The sequence below is a fragment of the Sphingobium sp. AP49 genome (genome assembly GCF_000281715.2).
Taxonomy (GTDB): domain Bacteria; phylum Pseudomonadota; class Alphaproteobacteria; order Sphingomonadales; family Sphingomonadaceae; genus Sphingobium.
Genome location: NZ_CP124576.1, coordinates 3,910,372 through 3,931,630, shown reverse-complemented (window position 1 = coordinate 3,931,630; position 21,259 = coordinate 3,910,372). Strand labels below are relative to the sequence as shown.

Genomic DNA, 21,259 nt, shown 5'->3' with positions numbered 1-21,259 from the left:
ACCCAATGGGCCTATTTGTCGACCGATATATGGGAATTTGGATGCCCGACAAGGATTCGAACCTTGATTGACGGAGTCAGAGTCCGCTCTCTTACCATTAGAGGATCGGGCATCAATCCTGAGCGCGTCGCGCTTGGGACGCCGCAGATAGGCGGGGTTTTCGAGTCGGTCAAGCGCTTTATGAGACTTGTCGACAGACTTTTTGACGGGCGCATTGCCGCCATGACCGGCCTCACATCCTGCCGGAAAAAGAAAAGCCCGCCGGATCCTTGCTGATCCGACGGGCAATCTATCGGTTCCTGTCGAAACCGACGGGCTGGGAGCCGCTTCCCATGTAGGAAGCGGCGCCCTTCATTGCAAAGATCAGTCCATGTCCTGCGTGGTGAAATCATCACCCTGCACGGCACCCAGCGGATCGTCGCCGATTGCCGCTTCGGGACCCTGCGCCAGTTCGGCGGCATGTTCCTGGGCGGCGGTCTTCGGTGCGATCAGGTCGACCTGGCTCGACGCGCGCAGTGCTGCACGCATCGCCGCATCGCGGCTGGAGGCTGCGACGCGCAGACGGTTCATGCCCGCGCCGGTACCCGCCGGGATCAGGCGGCCGACGATGACATTTTCCTTGAGGCCGATCAGCGTGTCCTTCTTGCCCTGGACCGCTGCCTCGGTGAGGACGCGGGTGGTCTCCTGGAACGACGCCGCCGAGATGAACGAACGGGTCTGCAGCGACGCCTTGGTGATGCCGAGCAGCACGGGCTTGCCGGCGGCCGGCGCGAAGCCCGGTGCCAGCTTGCTGTTGATCTCGTCCATTTCCTCGCGATCGACCTGTTCGCCCACCAACAGAGTGGTGTCGCCGGATTCGATGATCTCGACCTTCTGCAGCATCTGACGAACGATCGTTTCGATGTGCTTGTCGTTGATCTTCACGCCCTGCAAGCGATAGACTTCCTGGATTTCGGCGACCAGATATTCGGCCAGCGGCTCGATGCCGAGCACTTCCAGAATGTCGTGCGGATCGGGCGAACCGCCGATCAGGTTGTCGCCGCGCTTCACGAAGTCGCCTTCCTGAACGTCGATCACCTTGCTCTTGGGGATCAGATATTCGACCGGCTCGCCGCCATCTTCCGGATTGATGGCGATCTTACGCTTCGCCTTGTAATCCTTCAGGAACTGTACGCGGCCCGAGACCTTGGCAATGATCGCATTGTCCTTGGGCTTACGGGCTTCAAACAGTTCGGCGACGCGCGGCAGACCACCGGTGATGTCGCGGGTCTTGGCCGCTTCGCGGCTGACACGCGCCAGCACGTCACCAGCCTGCACCGTCTGGCCATCATCGACCGACAGCATCGCGCCGACCGCGAGCATGTAGCGTGCGGCTTCACCCGATTCATCGTCCAGCAGGGTCAGGCGCGGACGCAGATCCTCCTTGGTGCGGGCAGCGCCGCGATGTTCGGTCACGACGCGCTGGGCAATGCCGGTCGCTTCGTCGGTCTGCTCGGTCAGCGTCTTGCTGTCGATCAGGTCCTGATACTTCACGATACCCGGCTTTTCCGTGATCACCGGCATGGTGAACGGATCCCATTCGGCAATGCGATCGCCCTGGGCCACCTTGTCGCCGTCGGCGAACAGGATGGTCGCGCCATAAGGCAGGCGATGGGTCGCGCGTTCGCGGCCCTCATTGTCGATGATCGCGATCTCGCCGTTGCGGGCAAGGCTCAGGCGACGACCATTCTTGTCGGTGATGGTCGGCATGTCGCGCAGTTCGATCGTGCCGTCGGACACCGATTCCAGGTTCGACGTTTCGTTGAGCTGCGCTGCACCACCGATGTGGAAGGTACGCATGGTCAGCTGCGTGCCCGGTTCACCGATCGACTGGGCCGCGATGACACCGACGGCTTCGCCGATGTTCACCGGCGTACCGCGGGCCAGGTCACGGCCATAGCACTTGCCGCACACGCCCATCTTGCTTTCGCAGATCAGCGGGCTGCGGATCTTGACCGCCTGGGTGCCGATGGCTTCGATCTGCGCGATCATCGCTTCGTCCAGCAGAGTGCCGATCGGGATGACGACCGTGCCGTCCTTGCTGTCGACGATGTCCTGCGCCGTGGTACGACCCAGGATGCGCTCACCGAGCGATGCGATGGTCGAACCGCCCTGGACGATGGCCTTCATCTCCAGTGCCTTCTCGGTACCGCAATCCTCCTCGACGACGGTGCAGTCCTGCGACACGTCGACCAGACGGCGGGTCAGGTAACCCGAGTTCGCCGTCTTGAGCGCGGTGTCGGCCAGGCCCTTACGGGCGCCGTGGGTCGAGTTGAAGTACTCAAGAACGGTCAGACCTTCCTTGAAGTTCGAGATGATCGGCGTTTCGATGATCTCGCCCGACGGCTTGGCCATCAGGCCGCGCATGCCGGCCAGCTGCTTCATCTGCGCCTGCGAACCACGCGCACCGGAATGCGCCATCATGTAGATCGAGTTGATCGGCGCCAGACGGCCGGTCTTGGGGTCCTTGGGCTGGGCACGGATTTCGTCCATCATGGCGTTCGCGACCTGATCGCCGCAACGGCTCCAGGCGTCGATCACCTTGTTGTACTTTTCCTGCTGCGTGATCAGACCGTCCTGATACTGCTGCTCATAGTCGGCCACCAGCGCCTTGGTTTCGTCAACGAACGTCACCTTGCTGTCGGGGATCACCATGTCGTCCTTGCCGAACGAGATACCGGCCTGGAACGCGTGACGGAAGCCCAGCGACATGATGGCGTCAGCGAACAGCACCGTGTCCTTCTGGCCGGTGTGACGATAGACCTGATCGATCACGTCACCGATTTCCTTCTTGGTGAGAAGGCGGTTGACGACGTCGAAGGGCACCTTGTGCGACTTGGGCAGGCATTCGCCCAGCAGCATGCGACCCGGCGTGGTCTCGAACCGCTTCATATATTGCTGACCATTTTCGTCGGTCTGCGGCACGCGGCTGATGATCTTCGAGTGCAGGGTGACTGCCTTGGCAAAGAGGGCCTGGTGGACCTCCTGCATGTCGGCCAGCAACATGCCTTCGCCCTGTTCGCCTTCACGCTCCATCGACAGATAATAGATGCCCAGCACCATGTCCTGCGAGGGCACGATGATCGGCTTGCCGTTGGCGGGCGACAGGATGTTGTTGGTCGACATCATCAGCACGCGCGCTTCCAGCTGGGCTTCCAGCGAGAGCGGCACGTGGACGGCCATCTGATCACCATCGAAGTCGGCATTGAAGGCCGAGCAGACGAGCGGGTGGAGCTGGATGGCCTTGCCTTCGATCAGCACCGGCTCGAACGCCTGGATGCCCAAACGGTGCAGCGTCGGCGCGCGGTTCAGCATCACCGGATGCTCGCGGATCACCTCGTCCAGGATGTCCCAGACTTCCTTGCGCTCCTTTTCGACCCACTTCTTGGCCTGCTTCAGGGTCATGGACAGACCCTTGGCGTCGAGGCGGGCGTAGATGAACGGCTTGAACAGTTCGAGCGCCATCTTCTTGGGCAGGCCGCACTGGTGCAGCTTCAGCTCCGGACCGGTCACGATGACCGAACGACCCGAATAGTCGACGCGCTTGCCGAGCAGGTTCTGACGGAAGCGGCCCTGCTTGCCCTTGAGCATGTCGGACAGCGACTTCAGCGGACGCTTGTTCGCGCCGGTGATGACGCGGCCGCGACGGCCATTATCGAACAGGGCGTCGACGGCTTCCTGCAACATGCGCTTTTCGTTGCGGACGATGATGTCCGGCGCGCGCAGTTCCATCAGGCGCTTCAGGCGGTTGTTGCGGTTGATGACGCGGCGATACAGATCGTTCAGATCCGACGTCGCAAAGCGACCGCCGTCCAGCGGCACCAGCGGACGCAGTTCCGGCGGGATGACCGGCACGACGTCCAGGATCATCCACTCGGGACGGTTGCCCGATTCCAGGAAGCTCTCGACGACCTTCAGGCGCTTGATGATCTTCTTGGGCTTCAGCTCCGACTTGGTGACGGCCAGTTCGTCCAGCAGTGCCTGCTTCTCGCCTTCCAGGTCGAGATCCATCAGCATCTGCTTGACCGCCTCGGCGCCGATGCCGGCGGAGAAGGCGTCTTCGCCATATTCGTCCTGCGCGTCGAGCAGCTCGTCTTCAGTCAGAAGCTGATATTTCTCCAGCGGGGTCAGGCCCGGCTCGGTGACGATATAGCTTTCAAAGTAGAGGACGCGCTCAAGCTGCTTGAGCTGCATGTCGAGCAGCAAGCCGATGCGCGAAGGCAGCGACTTGAGGAACCAGATGTGCGCGACCGGGGCAGCCAGTTCGATATGGCCCATGCGTTCGCGGCGGACCTTCGACACGGTCACTTCCACGCCGCATTTTTCGCAGACGATGCCCTTGTACTTCATGCGCTTGTACTTGCCGCACAGGCACTCATAGTCCTTGATCGGACCAAAGATGCGGGCACAGAACAGGCCGTCACGCTCGGGCTTGAACGTGCGATAGTTGATGGTTTCCGGCTTCTTGATCTCGCCGAACGACCAGCTGCGGATACGTTCGGGGGACGCAAGGCCGATCTGGATCTGGTCGAAGGTTTCAGCCTTCTGGATCGGGTTGGCGAAATTGGTCAGTTCATTCATCTTGTCATTCCCTCATGAGGGCAAAATTCTTGGGGCGAAGAGGGCAGGGGCGCCATCCTACAGGACGGCGCCCGCACGCCCTTATTCCGCCGCTGCCGCGAAGCCGCCATCGTCCTCGCTGATGTCGTCGAGCGACGCGAGTTCGACATTGAGGCCCAGCGAGCGCATTTCCTTGACGAGCACGTTGAAGCTTTCGGGGATGCCGGCCTCGAAAGTGTCGTCGCCCTTGACGATCGCTTCGTAGACCTTGGTACGGCCGACCACGTCGTCCGACTTCACCGTCAGCATTTCCTGCAGCGTGTAGGCAGCGCCATAGGCCTGGAGCGCCCACACTTCCATTTCACCGAAGCGCTGGCCACCGAACTGGGCCTTACCGCCCAGCGGCTGCTGGGTGACGAGGCTGTAGGGGCCGATGGAGCGTGCGTGGATCTTGTCGTCGACAAGGTGATGCAGCTTCAGGACATACTTGTAGCCGACGGTCACCTTGCGGTCGAACACGTCGCCGGTGCGGCCGTCATAAAGCGAGACCTGGCCGGATTCGTCCAGACCGGCCAGCTTCAGCATCGCCGACACGTCGGATTCGACGGCACCGTCGAACACCGGCGTCGCCATCGGCACGCCACCGCGGACATTCTGCGCAAGCTCGACGATCTGCTCGGGGCTGCGGGCGTCGATTTCGGCCACATAATTGTCGCCATAGATCGTCTTGAGCAGATCCTTGATCGCCTCGGGCGGCGCACCGGCCTCGGGATTGGGATTCGCTTCACGCCAGCTGTCCAGCGCTGCGCCGATCTGGGCGCCCAGGCCGCGTGCGGCCCAGCCCAGATGCGTCTCGAAGATCTGACCGACGTTCATGCGCGAAGGCACGCCCAGCGGATTCAGCACGAAGTCGACCGGGGTGCCGTCTTCCAGGAAGGGCATGTCTTCGGCCGGCAGGATGCGGCTGATGATACCCTTGTTACCGTGACGGCCGGCCATCTTGTCGCCCGGCTGCAGCTTGCGCTTCACCGCGACGAACACCTTGACCATCTTGAGCACGCCCGGGGGCAGCTCGTCGCCACGCTGCAGCTTGTCGACGCGATCCTCGAACTTCTCGACGATCAGCTTCACCGCTTCGTCATACTGCGCCTTGACGGCTTCGATGCCGGTCTGACGGACATCGTCCTCGACCGCGAACTTCCACCAGTCATGGCGTTCGACTTCGGCCAGCAGGGCCTCGTCGATGACCACGCCCTTCTTGACGCCCTTGGGTGCGGCGGTGGCGGTCTGGCCGATCAGCATTTCCTGCAGGCGGTTGAAGGTCGCCCGGTTCAGAATGCCGCGTTCGTCCTCGCGGTCCTTGGCGAGGCGGTCGATTTCCTCCCGCTCGATCGCCATGGCACGTTCGTCCTTGTCGATGCCGTGGCGGTTGAACACGCGGACTTCGACGACCGTACCGGCGACGCCCGGCGGCAGGCGCAGCGAGGTGTCGCGCACGTCGCTTGCCTTTTCGCCGAAGATCGCACGCAGCAGCTTTTCTTCCGGGGTCATCGGCGATTCACCCTTGGGGGTGATCTTGCCGACCAGGATATCGCCCGGTTCCACTTCGGCGCCGATGTACACGATGCCGGCCTCGTCGAGGTTGCGCAGCGCTTCTTCACCGACGTTGGGAATGTCGCGGGTGATGTCTTCCGGCCCCAGCTTGGTGTCGCGGGCCATGACCTCGAACTCCTCGATATGGATCGAGGTGAAGACGTCATCCTTCACGATCCGCTCGGAGATCAGGATGGAGTCTTCATAGTTGTAGCCGTTCCAGGGCATGAACGCGACCAGCACGTTGCGGCCCAGCGCCAGCTCGCCGAACTCGGTCGACGGGCCGTCGGCGATGACGTCGCCGGCCTGCACCAGTTCGCCCACCTTCACCAGCGGACGCTGATTGATGCAGGTGTCCTGGTTGGAGCGCTGGAACTTCTGCAGCGTGTAGATGTCGACGCCCGACTGGCCGGGTTCGACGTCGCCGGTGGCACGGATCACGATACGGGTCGCATCGACCTGGTCGATGATGCCGGCGCGCTTGGCGGCGATCGCCGCGCCCGAGTCACGGGCCACGGTGCCTTCCATGCCGGTGCCGACGAACGGCGCCTCAGCGCGGACCAGCGGGACCGCCTGACGCTGCATGTTCGATCCCATGAGCGCGCGGTTGGCGTCGTCATTTTCCAGGAACGGAATGAGCGAGGCGGCAACCGACACCAACTGCTTGGGGCTGACGTCCATCAGGGTGATGTTGTCGCGCGGCGCCATCAGGAATTCGCCGGCTTCACGGGCGGAGATCAGGTCTTCCACCAGCGAACCTTCGGCACTCACTTCCGCGTTGGCCTGCGCGATCGTATGCTTGGCCTCTTCCATCGCCGACAGATAGACGACGTCGTTGGTCACCTTGCCGTCGATCACCTTGCGGTACGGCGTTTCGATGAAACCGTACTTGTTGACGCGGCTGAAGGTGGCCAGCGAGTTGATCAGACCGATGTTCGGGCCTTCGGGCGTTTCGATCGGGCAGATACGGCCATAATGGGTCGGGTGAACGTCGCGGACTTCGAAGCCTGCGCGCTCGCGGGTCAGACCGCCCGGCCCAAGCGCCGACACGCGGCGCTTGTGGGTGACTTCCGACAGCGGGTTGGTCTGGTCCATGAACTGCGACAGCTGCGACGAGCCGAAAAATTCACGCACGGCCGCCACGGCGGGCTTCGCGTTGATCAGGTCGTTCGGCATCACGGTCGACACGTCGACGGACGACATGCGTTCCTTGACGGCGCGTTCCATGCGCAGCAGGCCGACGCGATACTGGTTTTCCAGCAGTTCGCCGACCGAACGCACGCGGCGGTTGCCGAGATTGTCGATGTCGTCGATCTCGCCCTTGCCGTCCTTGAGGTTCACCAGTTCCTTGACGACGGCCAGGATGTCCTCGACGCGCAGCGTGGTGACGGTGTCCTCGGCATCGAGGTCAAGGCGCATGTTCAGCTTGACGCGGCCGACGGCCGACAGGTCGTAGCGTTCGGGATCGAAGAAGAGACCCGCGAACAGCGCTTCGGCCGTTTCCTTCGTCGGCGGTTCGCCAGGACGCATGACGCGATAAATGTCGGACAGGGCCTGGTCGCGATCCTCTGCCTTGTCGGCCTTGAGCGTATTGCGGATCCAGGGGCCGGTGGTGACATGGTCGATGTCCAGCAGTTCCAGGCGGTCGATGCCCGCCTTGTCCAGCTTCTCAAGATTCTCGGGGCTGACTTCGTCGCCGGCCTCGATGTAGATTTCGCCGGTATTCTCGTTGATCAGGTCATAGGCGCTGTAGCGGCCATAGACTTCCTCGGTCGGGATCAGCAGGGTGGCGAGACCGTCCTTTTCCGCCTTGTTGGCGGCGCGAGGGCTGATCTTGTGGCCGGCGGCGAACACGACTTCGCCCGACTTCGCGTCGACGATGTCGAATGCCGGCTTCTGGCCGCGCCATGCTTCGGCAAGATAGGGAATCTGCCAGCCGCCTTCGCCGCGGACGAAGGTGACCTTGTTGTAGAAATGGGCCAGGATGTCTTCGGCGTTGAGGCCCAGGGCATAAAGCAGCGCCGTCACCGGCAGCTTGCGCTTGCGGTCGATACGGACGTTGACGATGTCCTTGGCGTCAAATTCAAAGTCGAGCCACGAACCGCGATACGGAATGACGCGCGCGGCGAACAGATATTTGCCCGACGAGTGGGTCTTGCCACGGTCATGGTCGAACAGGACGCCCGGCGACCGGTGCATCTGCGACACGATGACGCGCTCGGTGCCGTTGACGATGAACGTGCCGTTCTCGGTCATGAGCGGCATGTCGCCCATGTACACGTCCTGTTCCTTGATATCGAGGACCGAACGGGTTTCGGTATCCTGGTCGACTTCGAACACGATCAGGCGCAGGGTAACGCGCATCGGCGCGGCGTAGGTGATGCCGCGCTGGCGGCATTCCTCGACGTCGAACTTCGGGTCTTCCAGCTCGTAATGGACGAAGTCCATCTCGGCGGTACCGGCGAAGTCGCGGATCGGGAAGACCGAGCGCAGGGTCTTTTCCAGGCCCGAGACATAGCCGATCTTCGGATTGGATCGCAGGAACTGTTCGTAGCTCTCCCGCTGGACCTCGATCAGGTTCGGCATCTGCACCACTTCGTGGATGTCGCCGAACACCTTGCGGATGCGCTTTTTCGCGCCGGTGTTGGTGCTGGAGGGGAGAGCTTTGGTCGCCATGCGTATCCTGCCTGTCTGTTCATCGCGTTTTTTCGCATCGCAGCGAAAATTCGGCCGAAATGTGGGCGCAATTGGGGGTGATTCGCCCCACTTGCTCCACGCAAAAAAGTGCGGGTCGGGACCGTCCGAACCGCACTGCCAGCGTCTTGAGATACCCGAAAAACCGCTCTATTCCTGCCTTTGCCGTGCGCAATGCGGCTTAGGCTCCCGAACGGTATCGGGCGCGACAGGATGCTTGGAACCAAATATCCTGCCGTCTTGCGAATGCTTCATATAGAAGCTCATGTCCGGTTTGTGAAGGGTGCTCGCGCCCATTCCCATCGCTCGGCGGCGACGGGGCGGCTGGATGCCCCTAAAGGAACATTCGACGTTCTGCCCGAATGGCGGTGACCAGCCGATCCAGTTCGCTACTGTCGTTGAACAGCGCCGGTGTCACGCGCAGCACCGGTCCGGATGCTAGTCCCGCCTTGGCTACCAGCAGCAGCCGATATTTGTCGAGGAATAGCTTGGCGGCGACCTTCGCATCATCTGGTCCCTTCATGCCGGGTAAGCGGAACCCGGTGACGGCGCCGAAGCGGCCGGTCTCCTGCGGCAGCATGATCTCCAGGCCGGCGATGTCGCGCACCCCTTCCACCCAATAGTCACGCAGCCGCACAAGATGGCGATATTTGGCGTCCAGCCCGATCGCGTCCTGCACCTCGATTGCGCGGGGGATGGTCAGGCGGGCCGCGAAATCGACCGTGCCGGTGGGGATGCGTGCGCGGATATCCTCCGGTCCATGAATGCGGTTGCCCAGCCAGGGCGCGATATCCTGCAACCGTTCCTTGCGGATATAGATGCCGCCGGTGCCCAGCGGCGCGGCCAGCCATTTGTGGAGCGAAAAGCCGATGAAATCCGCGCCGGTGTCCGCAACCGTGAAAGGCAGGTGGCCGACCGCCTGTGCACTGTCCAGGATCACGTCGACGTCGCGCGCCTTGGCCATCGCGATGATGGCCTTGACCGGCGGCACCAGTCCATTGCGATTGGACAAATGGGTGAGCAGCAGCAGTTTCGCGCGCGGTGTTTCCTTCAATATCCTGTCATAGGCGGCCAGGATATTCGCTTCCGTATGCGGCTCGGGCAGGCTGAAGCGGACGATGCGGGCGCCCCGGCTCTGCTCCAGGTAGTCGCAGGCATATTGCATCTCGTCATAGTCGACATCGGCATAGATCACCGCGTCGCCAGCCTTGAGCAGCGCATAATTGGCGATCAACGCATAGAGGGCCTCGGTGCCGCCGCCCGACAGCGCGATCTCCTCGGTGCGTGCGCCCAGCAGCTTCGCGACGGCCGCGCGCGAGCAGTCCAATTCCGTATCGCGCGGATGACCCGGAGCGGCATTGCGCAGGAACAGCGAATTGTTGCGGTTCACCCATTGGGAATAGGCGCGATAGCTCGCCTGCACCGGCAATGTCATGGCGCCATAATAGGCCGCGTCGAATGTCGCGAAATCGCGCTCGACATCATAAAGTGATGCCAGAGCACGTTGTGCGGCCTCGAAATTTGCCATTTCGCCCGTGAAGCGGAAAGATGTTTCACGCGGCCAGTCGCCAGATGTGTCGGGCGAGGCCGCAAACGAAGGTTCAAGCGCCAGAGGCAAGCTCAACGTTGCACCCAGTGCGCTACCAGTCCGACCCAGAAAGCCCCGCCGCGTATCCATCATGCCCCTTTCTGCATGGTAATTTTATACCATAACGTTGGCGGCCGGGAAATCCGCTAATCGGCCGTCGCCGGATCAAGAGGGCGGGGGTATCGACGGTGTCACTTTCGGTGTCGGCGCTGTGGGGGATGGGGTGGGCGTGATCGGTGCGATCTTCACCATTTCGAACCGCTCTTTCCGCCGCACGCCGCTGAGCTGCGGGACATTCACGGTCGGGGCGGCGGCGGCAGGCACCCGCTGGCGCATGCATTCGGCCTTGTTGGCGCGGGCCGACTGGGTGCAGTTCCACAGCGCGCGCTGCAAGCCGGTACCGATATTATGGATATAGGCAAAGCTCATCGCCTCCAGCTGTGTCTCATTGAGGGGCAGGCCGGCTGGCGCGGTGCCCGCACGCCACCCCATGATCCGGCATTCGGGACGTCCGGCACAGAAGGTTTCCGCCATCGCCGGCCAGGCGTCGGCGGGAGCGGTGCGGCTGAGTTCGACCAGGAAGCTCCTCGCTCCCGGCGCGACCGCGATCAACCGGGCACCGGCGATCGTCTTGCCCTGCATATCGGTGCCGATCGCCTGCTGTGGCTTGGCGGCGAGTGCGGCAGCGGCTTCCGCCGCCAGGATCGGCGGCATGCCCGGCAGACTGGTTTCCGGCGTGCCCTGATGGGCGGTGGACAGGCGGGCGATGCGGGTGATTAACGGCTCGCTGCCCGTCTCGCCCAGGCGGAAGGCGGGCGGCGTGCCCCACCAGCCGCGCCAGCGAAAGAACAGGTGCGTGCCAACCGCCGTGATCTTGTCCAGGCTGCCACTCCAATAGGGGACCACCCAGTCGGTATGATAATGGGTGGCATAGCCGACCGGCTTGAACACTTTGCCCGCCAATGCCCCGCGCGCAATGTCCCGCGCCCGTTCCCATGCGCCTGCGGAAGGCGTGCGCGCGAGGGCGCCGTCGCAGCTAAAGGTGAACTGGCAACCGGTCGTGCGCTCCTGCCCCTGAAATACCACGCCGCACACGGTCTTGGGAAAGGCGGGGTGCCGTACGCGGTTCAATACGACCTGCGCCACCGCCTGCTCGCCGACGCCGTCGTCGCCCGCCTCATAAAGCTGGGCCGCCGCCAGGCAATCGGTCGCCCGCGCCAGATCGGTTTCCGATCCCCGGAACAGAAAGGGGCGGGCTGATGGATTGGGTTCCGTGGAAAAGGGGATTTTGGCGTTGAGGTCGCGGGCCTGATCGGGACCAAGGGCAAAAATCTCGACCGGTTCGACCGCAGGCGGCGCTGTTCTGGGGCGGGGCATCCCCGATGCGGCGATGGCGGATAATCGGCCCGGCAGGACGGCCTGCTCACCGGCCCGGGGCCGGCTTTCCCAGCCGGCTACGGTCATGGGCAGACCGACGAACAACAACAGCCAGATCAGCCACATCGTCGGATGTGGCCGGGTGGAGGATGTGTCGCCGATCATGCCCTATTCTATATTCCGTTTACTCGGGCAGGAAGTCGGGCACCGAAAGATAGCGTTCGCCGGTGTCATAGTTGAAGCCGAGAACGCGGCTGCCAGCGGGCAGTTCCTTCAGCTTCTGCGCGATCGCGGCGAGTGTCGCGCCTGACGAGATACCGACCAGCATCCCTTCCTGACTGGCGGCGCGGCGCGCATAATCCTTGGCATCGGCGGGATCGACCTGGATCACGCCGTCCAGGATCTGGGTGTGCAGGTTGGCCGGGATGAAGCCCGCGCCGATGCCCTGGATCGGGTGCGGACCCGGCTGGCCGCCGCTGATGACGGGTGAGAGGGTCGGCTCGACCGCATAGACTTTGAGATTGGGCCATTGCTTCTTGAGCACCTCGGCGGTGCCGGTGATGTGGCCGCCGGTCCCCACGCCGCTGATCAGCACGTCGATCGGCGCATCGGCAAAATCGGCCAGGATTTCCTGCGCTGTGGTGCGGACGTGAACGTCGATATTGGCAGGATTCTCGAACTGCTGGGGCATCCAGCTATCCGGCGTTTGCGAGACCAATTCCAGCGCGCGCTCGATCGCGCCCTTCATACCCTTTTCACGCGGGGTCAGGTCGAAGCTGGCGCCATAGGCCAGCATCAGCCGGCGACGCTCGATCGACATGCTTTCGGGCATGACCAGTACCAGCTTGTACCCCTTGACCGCTGCGACCATCGCCAGGCCGACGCCGGTATTGCCCGATGTCGGCTCGATGATGGTACCGCCCGGCTTCAGGTCGCCCGACGCTTCGGCCGCCTCGATCATGGCCAGCGCAATGCGGTCCTTGATCGACCCGCCCGGGTTCGACCGTTCCGACTTGATCCATATTTCGGCATCACCGAACAGCCGGTTGACCCGGATATGGGGGGTGTTGCCGATCGTTTCGAGAATGTTGGCAGCTTTCATATCGCCTTCTCCTGGCTGGGGTCCGCCTCCCTTATGTCGGGTGGGTCGAAAGTGCGTGCAAGGCGCAGCTCGGGGAAAAGCCGCGCCCAAAATAGGGTGATGAGGATGGCGCCGACGCCACCCCCGATGACCGCAGCGATAGGCCCAACCAGCGCCGCAAGGAAGCCTGATTCCGCCTCGCCCAGTTCGTTGGAGGCCGAAATGGTGAGCTGCGACAGGCTGGACACGCGGCCACGCATGGCGTCGGGGGTATGAAGCTGCACCAGTGACTGGCGCACGAACACCGATACCATGTCCGCGCCGCCCAGCACGACCAGCGAGGCAATGCCCATCTCCATAGCAATACTGTGCGGTACGAAGGCGGTGAGGCCAAAGCTGATCGTCGCCAGGCCGAACAGGATCACCGCGCCCAGCATCTTGAGGCCGACCTCGGTCTTCATCGGACGGAAGGAGAACCACAGCGCAGTGGCGCCGGCACCGATGCCGGGCGCAGCGGCCAGATGGCCCAGGCCCGCCGACCCGACATGCAATATGTCGCGGGCATAGACCGGCAGCAGCGCGGTGGCGCCGGCCAGCAGCACGGCGAACAGGTCGAGCGTGATCGTCGCCAGCACCAGCCGGTTGGTGCGGACATAGGTGAAGCCATCGATCATCTGGCGCACCGGATGGCGGCTGGTGTCGCGCGGCGGCTGGGGCACCGGGCCGATGAAGAACATCGCGACCAGCGCTGCGGCATAGAGGCCGGTCGCCAGCGCATAGGCGCCCCATGGGGTCGCGGCATAGGCATAGCCGCCCACCGCCGGACCAGCGATCATGCCGGTCTGCCAGACGACACTCGAAATTGCGATCGCGTTAGGCAGCACCTCGCGCGGGATCAGGTTGGGGGCCAGCGCGCTATAGGCCGGGCCGTTGAAGGCGCGCGCGACGCCGACGATCGCGGCGATGCCGAAGATCAGCGGCAGGCTGACCCAACCCTCATAGGTGGCAAAGGCCAGCAAGCCCGCCGCCGCCGTCAGCAGGGTCAGGGTGAAGCGGGTGATCATCCGCCGGTCGAAATGGTCCGCTGCCCAGCCGGTCACCGGCGTCAGGAAGAAGAGCGGCAGGAACTGGGCCAGGCCGATGAGGCCAAGTTGCGCCGAGGCGCCCGCCGTCGTCATCGTTTCGCGCGCGACATTATAGGCCTGCCAGGCCAGCACGATCATCATGCTATATTGCGCCAGAACGGCGGCAAAACGGCCGACCAGATAAGCGCGGAAATTGCCGAAGCGGAGCGGGTGGGGCGTGGTGGCGGAAGAAGGCATCGCCGCGCTCTTAACCGCGTTGGGGGGGCAACAGCAACATGGCAGACAGACATGCGTCATGGAGGGGGCATCCGGGTGCGCCGTCCCGATTGGTTCGTTTCGGATTCAGATCGAAATTACCGGCGCCCGCGGCAATGCTAGATTCCTGCTTCATCAAGTAATGGAGGGCAGGCCGATGCGTGGATTGCGTGGTGCGACTGTTGCGATGGTCCTGATGGCATTGGTTCAACCCGCCCATGCACAGGGCGAGGTGGCGACGATCGGTGCGGTATCGGTTGCCCTGTCCCAGGCCCTCAATGGCTTCAAGTCGACGCTGGAGACGATGGGCGGCGAGATGAAGGGCGTGGGCAATAGTCTGCAGGCCAATGCCCAGAATGTCCTGGCCGATCTCGACAAGGCGATTGCCGGCAATATCAATCTGACTTTCGACAAGCTCGATACGCAACAGCAGGCGCTCTATCGCGACGCACAGGCGCTGACCAAGCAGCTTGCCAAGGCGACGATGGAGGTCACCAACAATGCGGGCAGTCAGGCACGACTGACGATCGCCGACGCGGACATCCTGGCCTATAACACGACTTATTCGCTGCCTTGCCGAACGCAGACGCCGCGCATCGTCATGGTAACGCCCGATGCGATCCGCGTCGGCCGGGACACGCCCGAAGTGACCGTGAAAGGCAATTTCCTGGATCAGGCGCCTGATGGCGCCGTGACGATCGGTGGGCAGCCCGCGCAGATATTGGCTCGTTCAGCCAATGAAATGCGGCTTGCCATACCCCCGTCGGTGGCCGCTGCGGTCAAGACCCGCGGCTCGGTCGCCATCAGCATTGCCGCGCAGGAACGCCGGAAAAAGATGATCTTGCTCTTCTGCAATACGTCCACCGTGCCGGTGACCTTGCAGGCCTGGACGCTGCTGCTGCCCAAGCGCACCTTTTCCCTGACCGGCTGGATGCAGCCCACCAGCCTGAAGACGGAAACGCGCAAGGAAAAGCACGAGTTCAACTCCGGCAAGCCGGGGGATTGCGATGCCAATGTCGATGTCAGCCAGAATGTCTGCGCGCCCATGGGCTGGACTGTCGCGGCCATCACGAATTTCAGCGTCACCGGGAAAAATTGCGGCTCCAACGCCGGTCCGGCTTCCATCAGCGGTGCGCGCTGCGTCAATGTGCCGGGGCGGGTGCGGGGATGTGGTTATCGCGGCATTGAACCCTTCAGGGATTGCAAGGGGCGGGGTTGGGTCAATTGGAAGATGAAGACGACGCTGACCCACGATGTTCGGGCTCCCATGCCGCGACAGAGCTTCACCATCAGTTCCAGCGATCAGGCCAGCTGGTCCTTTCCCTACGCCACCAACGTCCAATTGCGCGAACCGGAATGGACCTATGGCGCCCATGTCGACGTGATCGAGGGCGACCAGAAATATGGTTATGAGATCAGCCATGCGCAGCAAGTGGTCGGCCCGGTCAAGGGGCGACTTGTCGACGGGATTCTCGGCATCACGGTGGATGACGGCGATCTTTGATCCCGCTTATTTGAACAGGCTGCCCAATATGCCGCGCACCAACTGGCCGGCGATGCCGCCGCCCGACGATTTGCGGCTCGACCCGCCGAACACGGCGCGGCCCAGTTCATTGGCGACCTGACGGCCGACCGAGGACGCCGCGGAGCGGGTGGCGGACTGGACCGCCTTGTCAAAGCTGCTGGGCTTGGCCGTCTCGCGGGCCTCGGCGGCGTCCCGGCGCGCCTGTTCCTTCAATTCCTGCTCGCGCTGTTTGGCTTCTACCTTGGCCTGCGCGGCGGCGGCCTTGTCGGCTTCCGCCTTGGCCTTTGCGGCCTGCGCGGCGGCAGCGGCGGCATCCCCGCGTGCGGCCAGGATCTCCTGTGCGGATTCGCGGTTGACCGCATCGTCATATTTGCCGTCGCACGGCGAAATCGACTGGATGATCGCCCGTTCCTTGGCATCGACCGGCCCAAGCCTTGATCGCGGTGGCGCGATCAAGGTGCGCTGGACCACGCCCGGCGCACCGTCTTCCTGCAGCAGTGACACCAGCGCCTCGCCGGTCTTGAGTTCGGTGATCGCGTTTTCGATGTCGAGGTCGGGGTTGATGCGGAACGTGTCGGCCGCCGCCTTGATCGCCTTCTGGTCGCGCGGAGTGAAGGCGCGCAGCGCATGCTGCACCCGGTTGCCGAGCTGGCCGGCGATCGCCTCGGGAATGTCGATCGGGTTCTGGGTCACGAAATAGACGCCGACGCCTTTCGACCGGATCAGGCGCACCACCTGCTCGATCTTGTCCTGCAACGCGGCCGGGGCATCGTCGAACAGCAGATGGGCTTCGTCGAAGAAGAAGACCAGCACCGGCTTTTCCGGGTCGCCCACCTCGGGCAGTGTCTCGAACAATTCGCTCAGCAGCCAGAGCAGGAAGGTGGCATAGAGCTTGGGGCTCTGCATCAGCTTGTCGGCGGCCAGGATGTTCACATAGCCGCGGCCTTTCTCGTCCACCTTCAGGAAGTCGTGGATGTCGAGCGCGGGTTCGCCGAAGAAATGGTCGCCGCCCTGGGTTTCGAGCTGGAGCAACTGGCGCTGGATCGCCCCGACGCTGGCCTTGGTGACATTGCCGAAGCGGGCCGACAGGCTGTCGGCATTTTCCGCGCAATAGGCGAGCATTGCCTGCAGGTCGCCCAGGTCGAGCAACAGCAGCCCTTCCTCGTCGGCATATTTGAAGGCGATGTTGAGCACGCCTTCCTGCGTTTCGTTCAGGCCCATCAGCCGGGCCAGCAGCAGCGGCCCCATCTCGCTCACCGTGGTGCGGATCGCATGGCCCTGCTCGCCATACAGATCCCAGAAGATCGCCGGATTGTCGCTATAGCTGTAATCGGCGATGCCGATTTCCTTGGCGCGGGACACCAGCTTGTCGGCATTTTTGAGGGTCGGTGATCCGGCCATCGCGATGCCTGACAGGTCGCCCTTTACGTCGGCGACGAACACCGGCACTCCGTTCGCGGAAAAGCTCTCGGCAATCCCCTGCAGCGTCACCGTCTTGCCGGTGCCCGTCGCGCCCGCGATCAGGCCATGGCGATTGGCCCGGCGCAGATTCAGATATTGGGGGATGCCGCCGTCCTTTTCGGGCGCGCCCAGACCCAGGAAAATGCCGTCGCTCATGGGCAGATGCTCCTCAAAAACGGGTCGGGCCGCGCCCGCCGGACTGTCTGCTCCTTCTTAGAAGGGGGACAGGCAATCCGGCAAGCGCGGCCCGTAACGTTTGTCCTTTTTGGCGATTACTTGTCGCGCAGGCGAACCGGCATGAACAGCGGCGCCTGACCGCGGCGCAGCACCTGCAACAGGATGGCGTTGCGGCCCTGGGCCGACACGGCTTTCACCTGCGCGTCCAGTTCCGCCTGGGTAACGACCGGGCGATTATTGGCCGACAGGATCACGTCGCCGCGACGCAGGCCCTTGGCGCCGGCATCGGTCGACCCATCGACGGCCGTGATGACGATACCGCGGGTGTCGGCGCCGATGCCCAGTTGCCGGATAATGCCGGGCGTCAGAGGAATGGCCGAAATGCCGAGCGACTTCTGCGCGGCCTGGCTGTCGCCCGCCGAATCATCCTGCTGGCTGAAATCGTCATCCTGCTGCTGGGCGAAGCTGTTCAGTTCGTCTTCGCTCGGGCGCTCGCCCACGATCGCGTTGACGGTCATGCGCTGGCCGTTGCGCAGCAGCACGATGGGCACGCTGGAGCCGATCTTGCTGTTGGCGACGATCGACGACAGATTCTGGTCGGGGGTCACTTCCTGGCCCGCGACGCTGACGATCACGTCGCCCGCCTTGATGCCGGCCTTCTCGGCGCCCTTGCCTGGCTCGACGCCCTGCACGAATTCGCCGCGATTTTTGGCCAGGCCCAGCGAGTCGGCCAGATCCTCGCCCAGCGGGCTGATCTGGACGCCCAGATAGCCGCGCTTGATGCTCTGGCCCTGGCGCAGCGTCTCGACGATCGGTGCCGCCTGTTCCGACGGAATGGCAAAGCCGATGCCGACATTGCCGCCGGACGGCGACAGGATCTGGCTGTTGATGCCGATCACATTGCCGCGCATGTCGAACATCGGGCCACCGCTATTGCCCTGGTTGATCGACGCGTCGGTCTGGATGAACTTGTCATAGGTACCGCCGGTGCCGCGATGCACGGCGGAGATGATACCCGCCGTCACCGTGCCGGACAGGGCAAAGGGATTGCCGATCGCGACGACCCAGTCGCCGACCCGTGCCTTGGTGCTGTCGCCGAACTTGACGAACGGCAGCGGCTTCTTGGGTTCGATCTTCAGTACCGCTAGATCGGTGGCGGCATCGCGACCGATCAACTTGGCCGGATATTCTTCCTTGTTGGTCAGCGTGACCGTGATGCTGTCCACGCTCGCGCCTTCGGCGCCGGCCGACACGACATGATTGTTGGTCACGATGTAGCCGTCCGCCGAAATCAGGAAGCCCGACCCCAGCGATTGGGCCTGGCGCGTCTGCGGCTTGCCACCGCTGCCGCCCTGACCGAACAGATCGCCAAAGGGCGTGCCTGCAAACGGGTTCTGTACGGTCACGCGCTGTTTGGTCGAGATGTTGACTACGGCAGGCTGCAGCTTTTCGACCATGTCGGCCAGGCTGGCCGGCGCGCCCGCAGGGGCGGCCGCTTGCAAACCTTCATTTTGGGCGGTCTGCGCGCCAACATTGGAACTGGTGACCGCAATGGCGGTGCCGCCGAGCAGCAGGGCGCCGGTGATGGCATAAGCGTAACGCACTCGTGACGGTCCTCTTCAGAAATTCGGGAGCAGAAAGGGCGGGACTTATAAGGGAGTCCTGGATGCGCCGCTCTGCCTTAACCGATATTGAATAGCACGGGTTCCGTAATGATCTTACCGTCCCTGGAATTGCTTCAGAAACTCATTGTCCTTTGACAGGACCATTGATGTCCCGCCCTGGCGATCCGGAGCAAAGGTATACCGATAGGCCTGCATCGCGCGATAGAAATCGTAGAAGTTCGCGTCCTTGCCATAGCTCTCGGCATAAATGCGCGCGGCGTTGGCGTCGGCCTCGGCGCGGATGATCTGCGCCTGCTTGGCGCCCTGGGCGCGGATGGTCAGCGCTTCCTGTTCGCGCGCGGTGCGCATCCGGGTAAAGGCGCTTTCCAGCGGCGTGCCGTCGGGCAGGTCGGCGCGCTTGATCCGCACGTCGACGATCTCGGCGCCATATTGGCGGGCGACGCGATCCAGGCCTGCCTCGATATTCTGCATCACCTGGCCGCGTTCGGGGCTCAGCAGGGCGGCAAAGGGGCGCTTGCCCAGTTCATTGCGCAGCGCTGAACCGAGGATCGGTCGCAGGGCGTCGGACACGCGCTCCTCGCTGCCCGCCGCGATATACATGCGCAAGGGATCGACGATGCGATAACGCGCGAAGGCGTCGACCTGCAGGCGCAACTGGTCGGTCGACAGCACCTGCTGGCGCTCCATCTCGACCGACAGCACGCGCTTGTCGATCCATACGATCTGATCGAAGAAAGGTACGCGCAGGATAACGCCCGCTCCGGTCTTGCCGAAATCCTCATTGGGACGATAGCGGTTGATGATCTGCTTGGGCTCGCCGAAGCGGACGATCACGCCCTGGCGGGTTTCCGGCACGACGGTAACGGTGCTGCCGATCAGGATCAGCAGGGCGATCGCGATCAGCGCCAGGGCGATGGGATGGCGGGTTGCGGACATTATTGACCTTCCTCCGTCGGGGTCGCGCCGCTCTGCGGCGTGGCGGCCTGCGCCCGCTTTTTCATTTCCGGCAGCGGCAGGAAGGGCGTGACATTGCCGCTTTCGACAATCGTCTTGTCGACGTTGGACAGAACGCTCTCCATGGTTTCATAATACATGCGGCGGCGCGTCACGTCGGGCGCTAGCCGGTACTGCTCATAGACCTTGTCGAAGGCCGCGGCCTCGCCCTGCGCCTTGGCGGTTACCTGCTGCGCGGCGGCCCGCGCTTCGTTGAGGTAGGTCTGCGCGGTCTGCTGTGCGGCGGATACGGCCTTGAATGCGTCGTTGACGGCCGCCGGCGGATCAGCCTGCTTGATCGCGACACCCTGAATGCGGATGCCCGATTTGTAGCCATCAAGTATTTCCTGCATCCGCTGTTCGACCTGCTGCTCTATCTCGGTGCGGCCTGCGCCCAGCGCATCGTCCAGGCTGACACTGGCGACAACGGAGCGCATCGCGCTCTCCGCCACTTCGCGGATTGATGCGTCAGGGTCGGCCAACTGGAACAGATAAAGCTCGGGATTGCGGATGTTCCACCGCACCGAATAGGCCAGGTCGACGATATTCTGATCGCCGGTCAGCACCAGATTTTCGCTCTCCGCGCTCGCCGATCCCACGTCGATCGTGCGGATCTCCTCCACATCGACCGTGGTGACCGCCTCGAACGGTGCGGGCATCGTCAGGCTGATGCCCGGGGTCAGGGTGCGACTATATTTGCCGAGCAGGGTGACGACACCGCGTTCCTGCGGGCCGATGCGATGAAAACAGGTCATGGCCAGCCACAGGACGACCAGAATGGCGATGGCGGCCGGCCAGAGCGCCTTGCCCGAAGGGCGTGGCGGCAAATTGCCGAAACCGCCGCCCTGACCGAAGCTTTCGCGGCTCTTGCGCAGCAATTCCTCGATCGCGGAGGGGGATTTGGAGCTGCCGGGCTTGTTCGGCTGCGTCCAGGGATTGCGCGGTCCATCGCTGCCGCCGGATCCGCCCTTGCCAGGTCCGTCATTGCCCTCAGGCCCGTCACCCTTGCCGCCCCAGGGACCCTGGGCCATGGCGCTCGCGATGCCGGGCATCCACCCGAATAATCTCTTCATGTCATCTCTATAGGAACGGCTGCGCATGAAAAACAGTGCCCTTAACGACGATTATTGCCTAGAGGGCGGTGCCATGACTGATATCGATGATTTTGCCGCCCGCCTGAAGACGCTGACCGATGGCCGCGCCAGC

The 21,259-nt window shown here is 63.3% G+C and carries 11 protein-coding genes and 1 tRNA gene; 1 reads left to right on the top strand and 11 read right to left on the bottom strand.

The window, feature by feature from the left end; translation table 11 throughout:
* Positions 1-38: 38 nt before the first annotated feature.
* From PMI04_RS18605 to PMI04_RS18575, 7 genes are all read right to left on the bottom strand, one after another.
* Positions 39-112, bottom strand: a tRNA-Gln gene (locus tag PMI04_RS18605).
* Positions 113-363: 251 nt separating this feature from the next.
* Positions 364-4,620 (bottom strand): DNA-directed RNA polymerase subunit beta', encoded by a 4,257-nt coding sequence (gene rpoC / locus PMI04_RS18600; RefSeq protein ID WP_007710703.1) that lies wholly within the window; start codon positions 4,618-4,620, stop codon positions 364-366.
* 81 nt (positions 4,621-4,701) lie between these two features.
* Positions 4,702-8,868, bottom strand: coding sequence for a DNA-directed RNA polymerase subunit beta (gene rpoB / locus PMI04_RS18595; protein WP_007710705.1), 4,167 nt, complete (start codon positions 8,866-8,868; stop codon positions 4,702-4,704).
* Positions 8,869-9,220: 352 nt separating this feature from the next.
* Positions 9,221-10,564, bottom strand: a complete 1,344-nt coding sequence (locus tag PMI04_RS18590; RefSeq protein ID WP_007710707.1) for an aminotransferase class V-fold PLP-dependent enzyme — start codon at positions 10,562-10,564, stop codon at positions 9,221-9,223.
* A 75-nt stretch (positions 10,565-10,639) separates the two neighbouring features.
* A complete protein-coding gene (locus tag PMI04_RS18585; protein ID WP_007710710.1) occupies positions 10,640-12,016 on the bottom strand; it encodes a cell wall hydrolase in 1,377 nt (458 codons plus the stop codon).
* A gap of 19 nt (positions 12,017-12,035) precedes the next feature.
* Entirely contained in the window at positions 12,036-12,953 is a 918-nt protein-coding gene (gene cysK / locus PMI04_RS18580) for a cysteine synthase A (RefSeq protein ID WP_007710713.1), read from the bottom strand.
* On the bottom strand, positions 12,950-14,254 hold the full coding sequence (locus PMI04_RS18575; RefSeq protein WP_007710716.1) for an MFS transporter: 1,305 nt from the start codon (positions 14,252-14,254) through the stop codon (positions 12,950-12,952). Before PMI04_RS18575 ends, cysK begins: the two co-directional genes overlap by 4 nt.
* Positions 14,255-14,429: 175 nt before the next feature.
* Between PMI04_RS18575 and PMI04_RS18570 the strand changes: the two genes are divergently transcribed.
* Positions 14,430-15,776 carry an IPT/TIG domain-containing protein gene (locus PMI04_RS18570; RefSeq protein ID WP_007710719.1) on the top strand — a complete coding sequence of 449 codons (1,347 nt, stop codon included), beginning with the start codon at positions 14,430-14,432 and terminating at the stop codon, positions 15,774-15,776.
* Positions 15,777-15,782: 6 nt separating this feature from the next.
* On the opposite strand, the gene PMI04_RS18565 is transcribed toward PMI04_RS18570, so the two are convergent.
* The 4 genes from PMI04_RS18565 to hflK form a co-directional block, all read right to left on the bottom strand.
* Positions 15,783-17,414 carry a helicase HerA-like domain-containing protein gene (locus PMI04_RS18565; RefSeq protein WP_007710722.1) on the bottom strand — a complete coding sequence of 544 codons (1,632 nt, stop codon included), beginning with the start codon at positions 17,412-17,414 and terminating at the stop codon, positions 15,783-15,785.
* A gap of 116 nt (positions 17,415-17,530) precedes the next feature.
* Positions 17,531-19,039: a Do family serine endopeptidase gene (locus tag PMI04_RS18560; RefSeq protein ID WP_007710728.1), complete on the bottom strand. Its 1,509-nt coding sequence runs from the start codon at positions 19,037-19,039 to the stop codon at positions 17,531-17,533.
* Between the two features lie 114 nt (positions 19,040-19,153).
* Positions 19,154-19,996, bottom strand: coding sequence for a protease modulator HflC (locus tag PMI04_RS18555; protein WP_007710732.1), 843 nt, complete (start codon positions 19,994-19,996; stop codon positions 19,154-19,156).
* On the bottom strand, positions 19,996-21,126 hold the full coding sequence (gene hflK, locus PMI04_RS18550; protein WP_007710733.1) for an FtsH protease activity modulator HflK: 1,131 nt from the start codon (positions 21,124-21,126) through the stop codon (positions 19,996-19,998). The genes PMI04_RS18555 and hflK overlap by 1 nt, the downstream gene beginning before the upstream one ends.
* Positions 21,127-21,259: the final 133 nt, after the last annotated feature.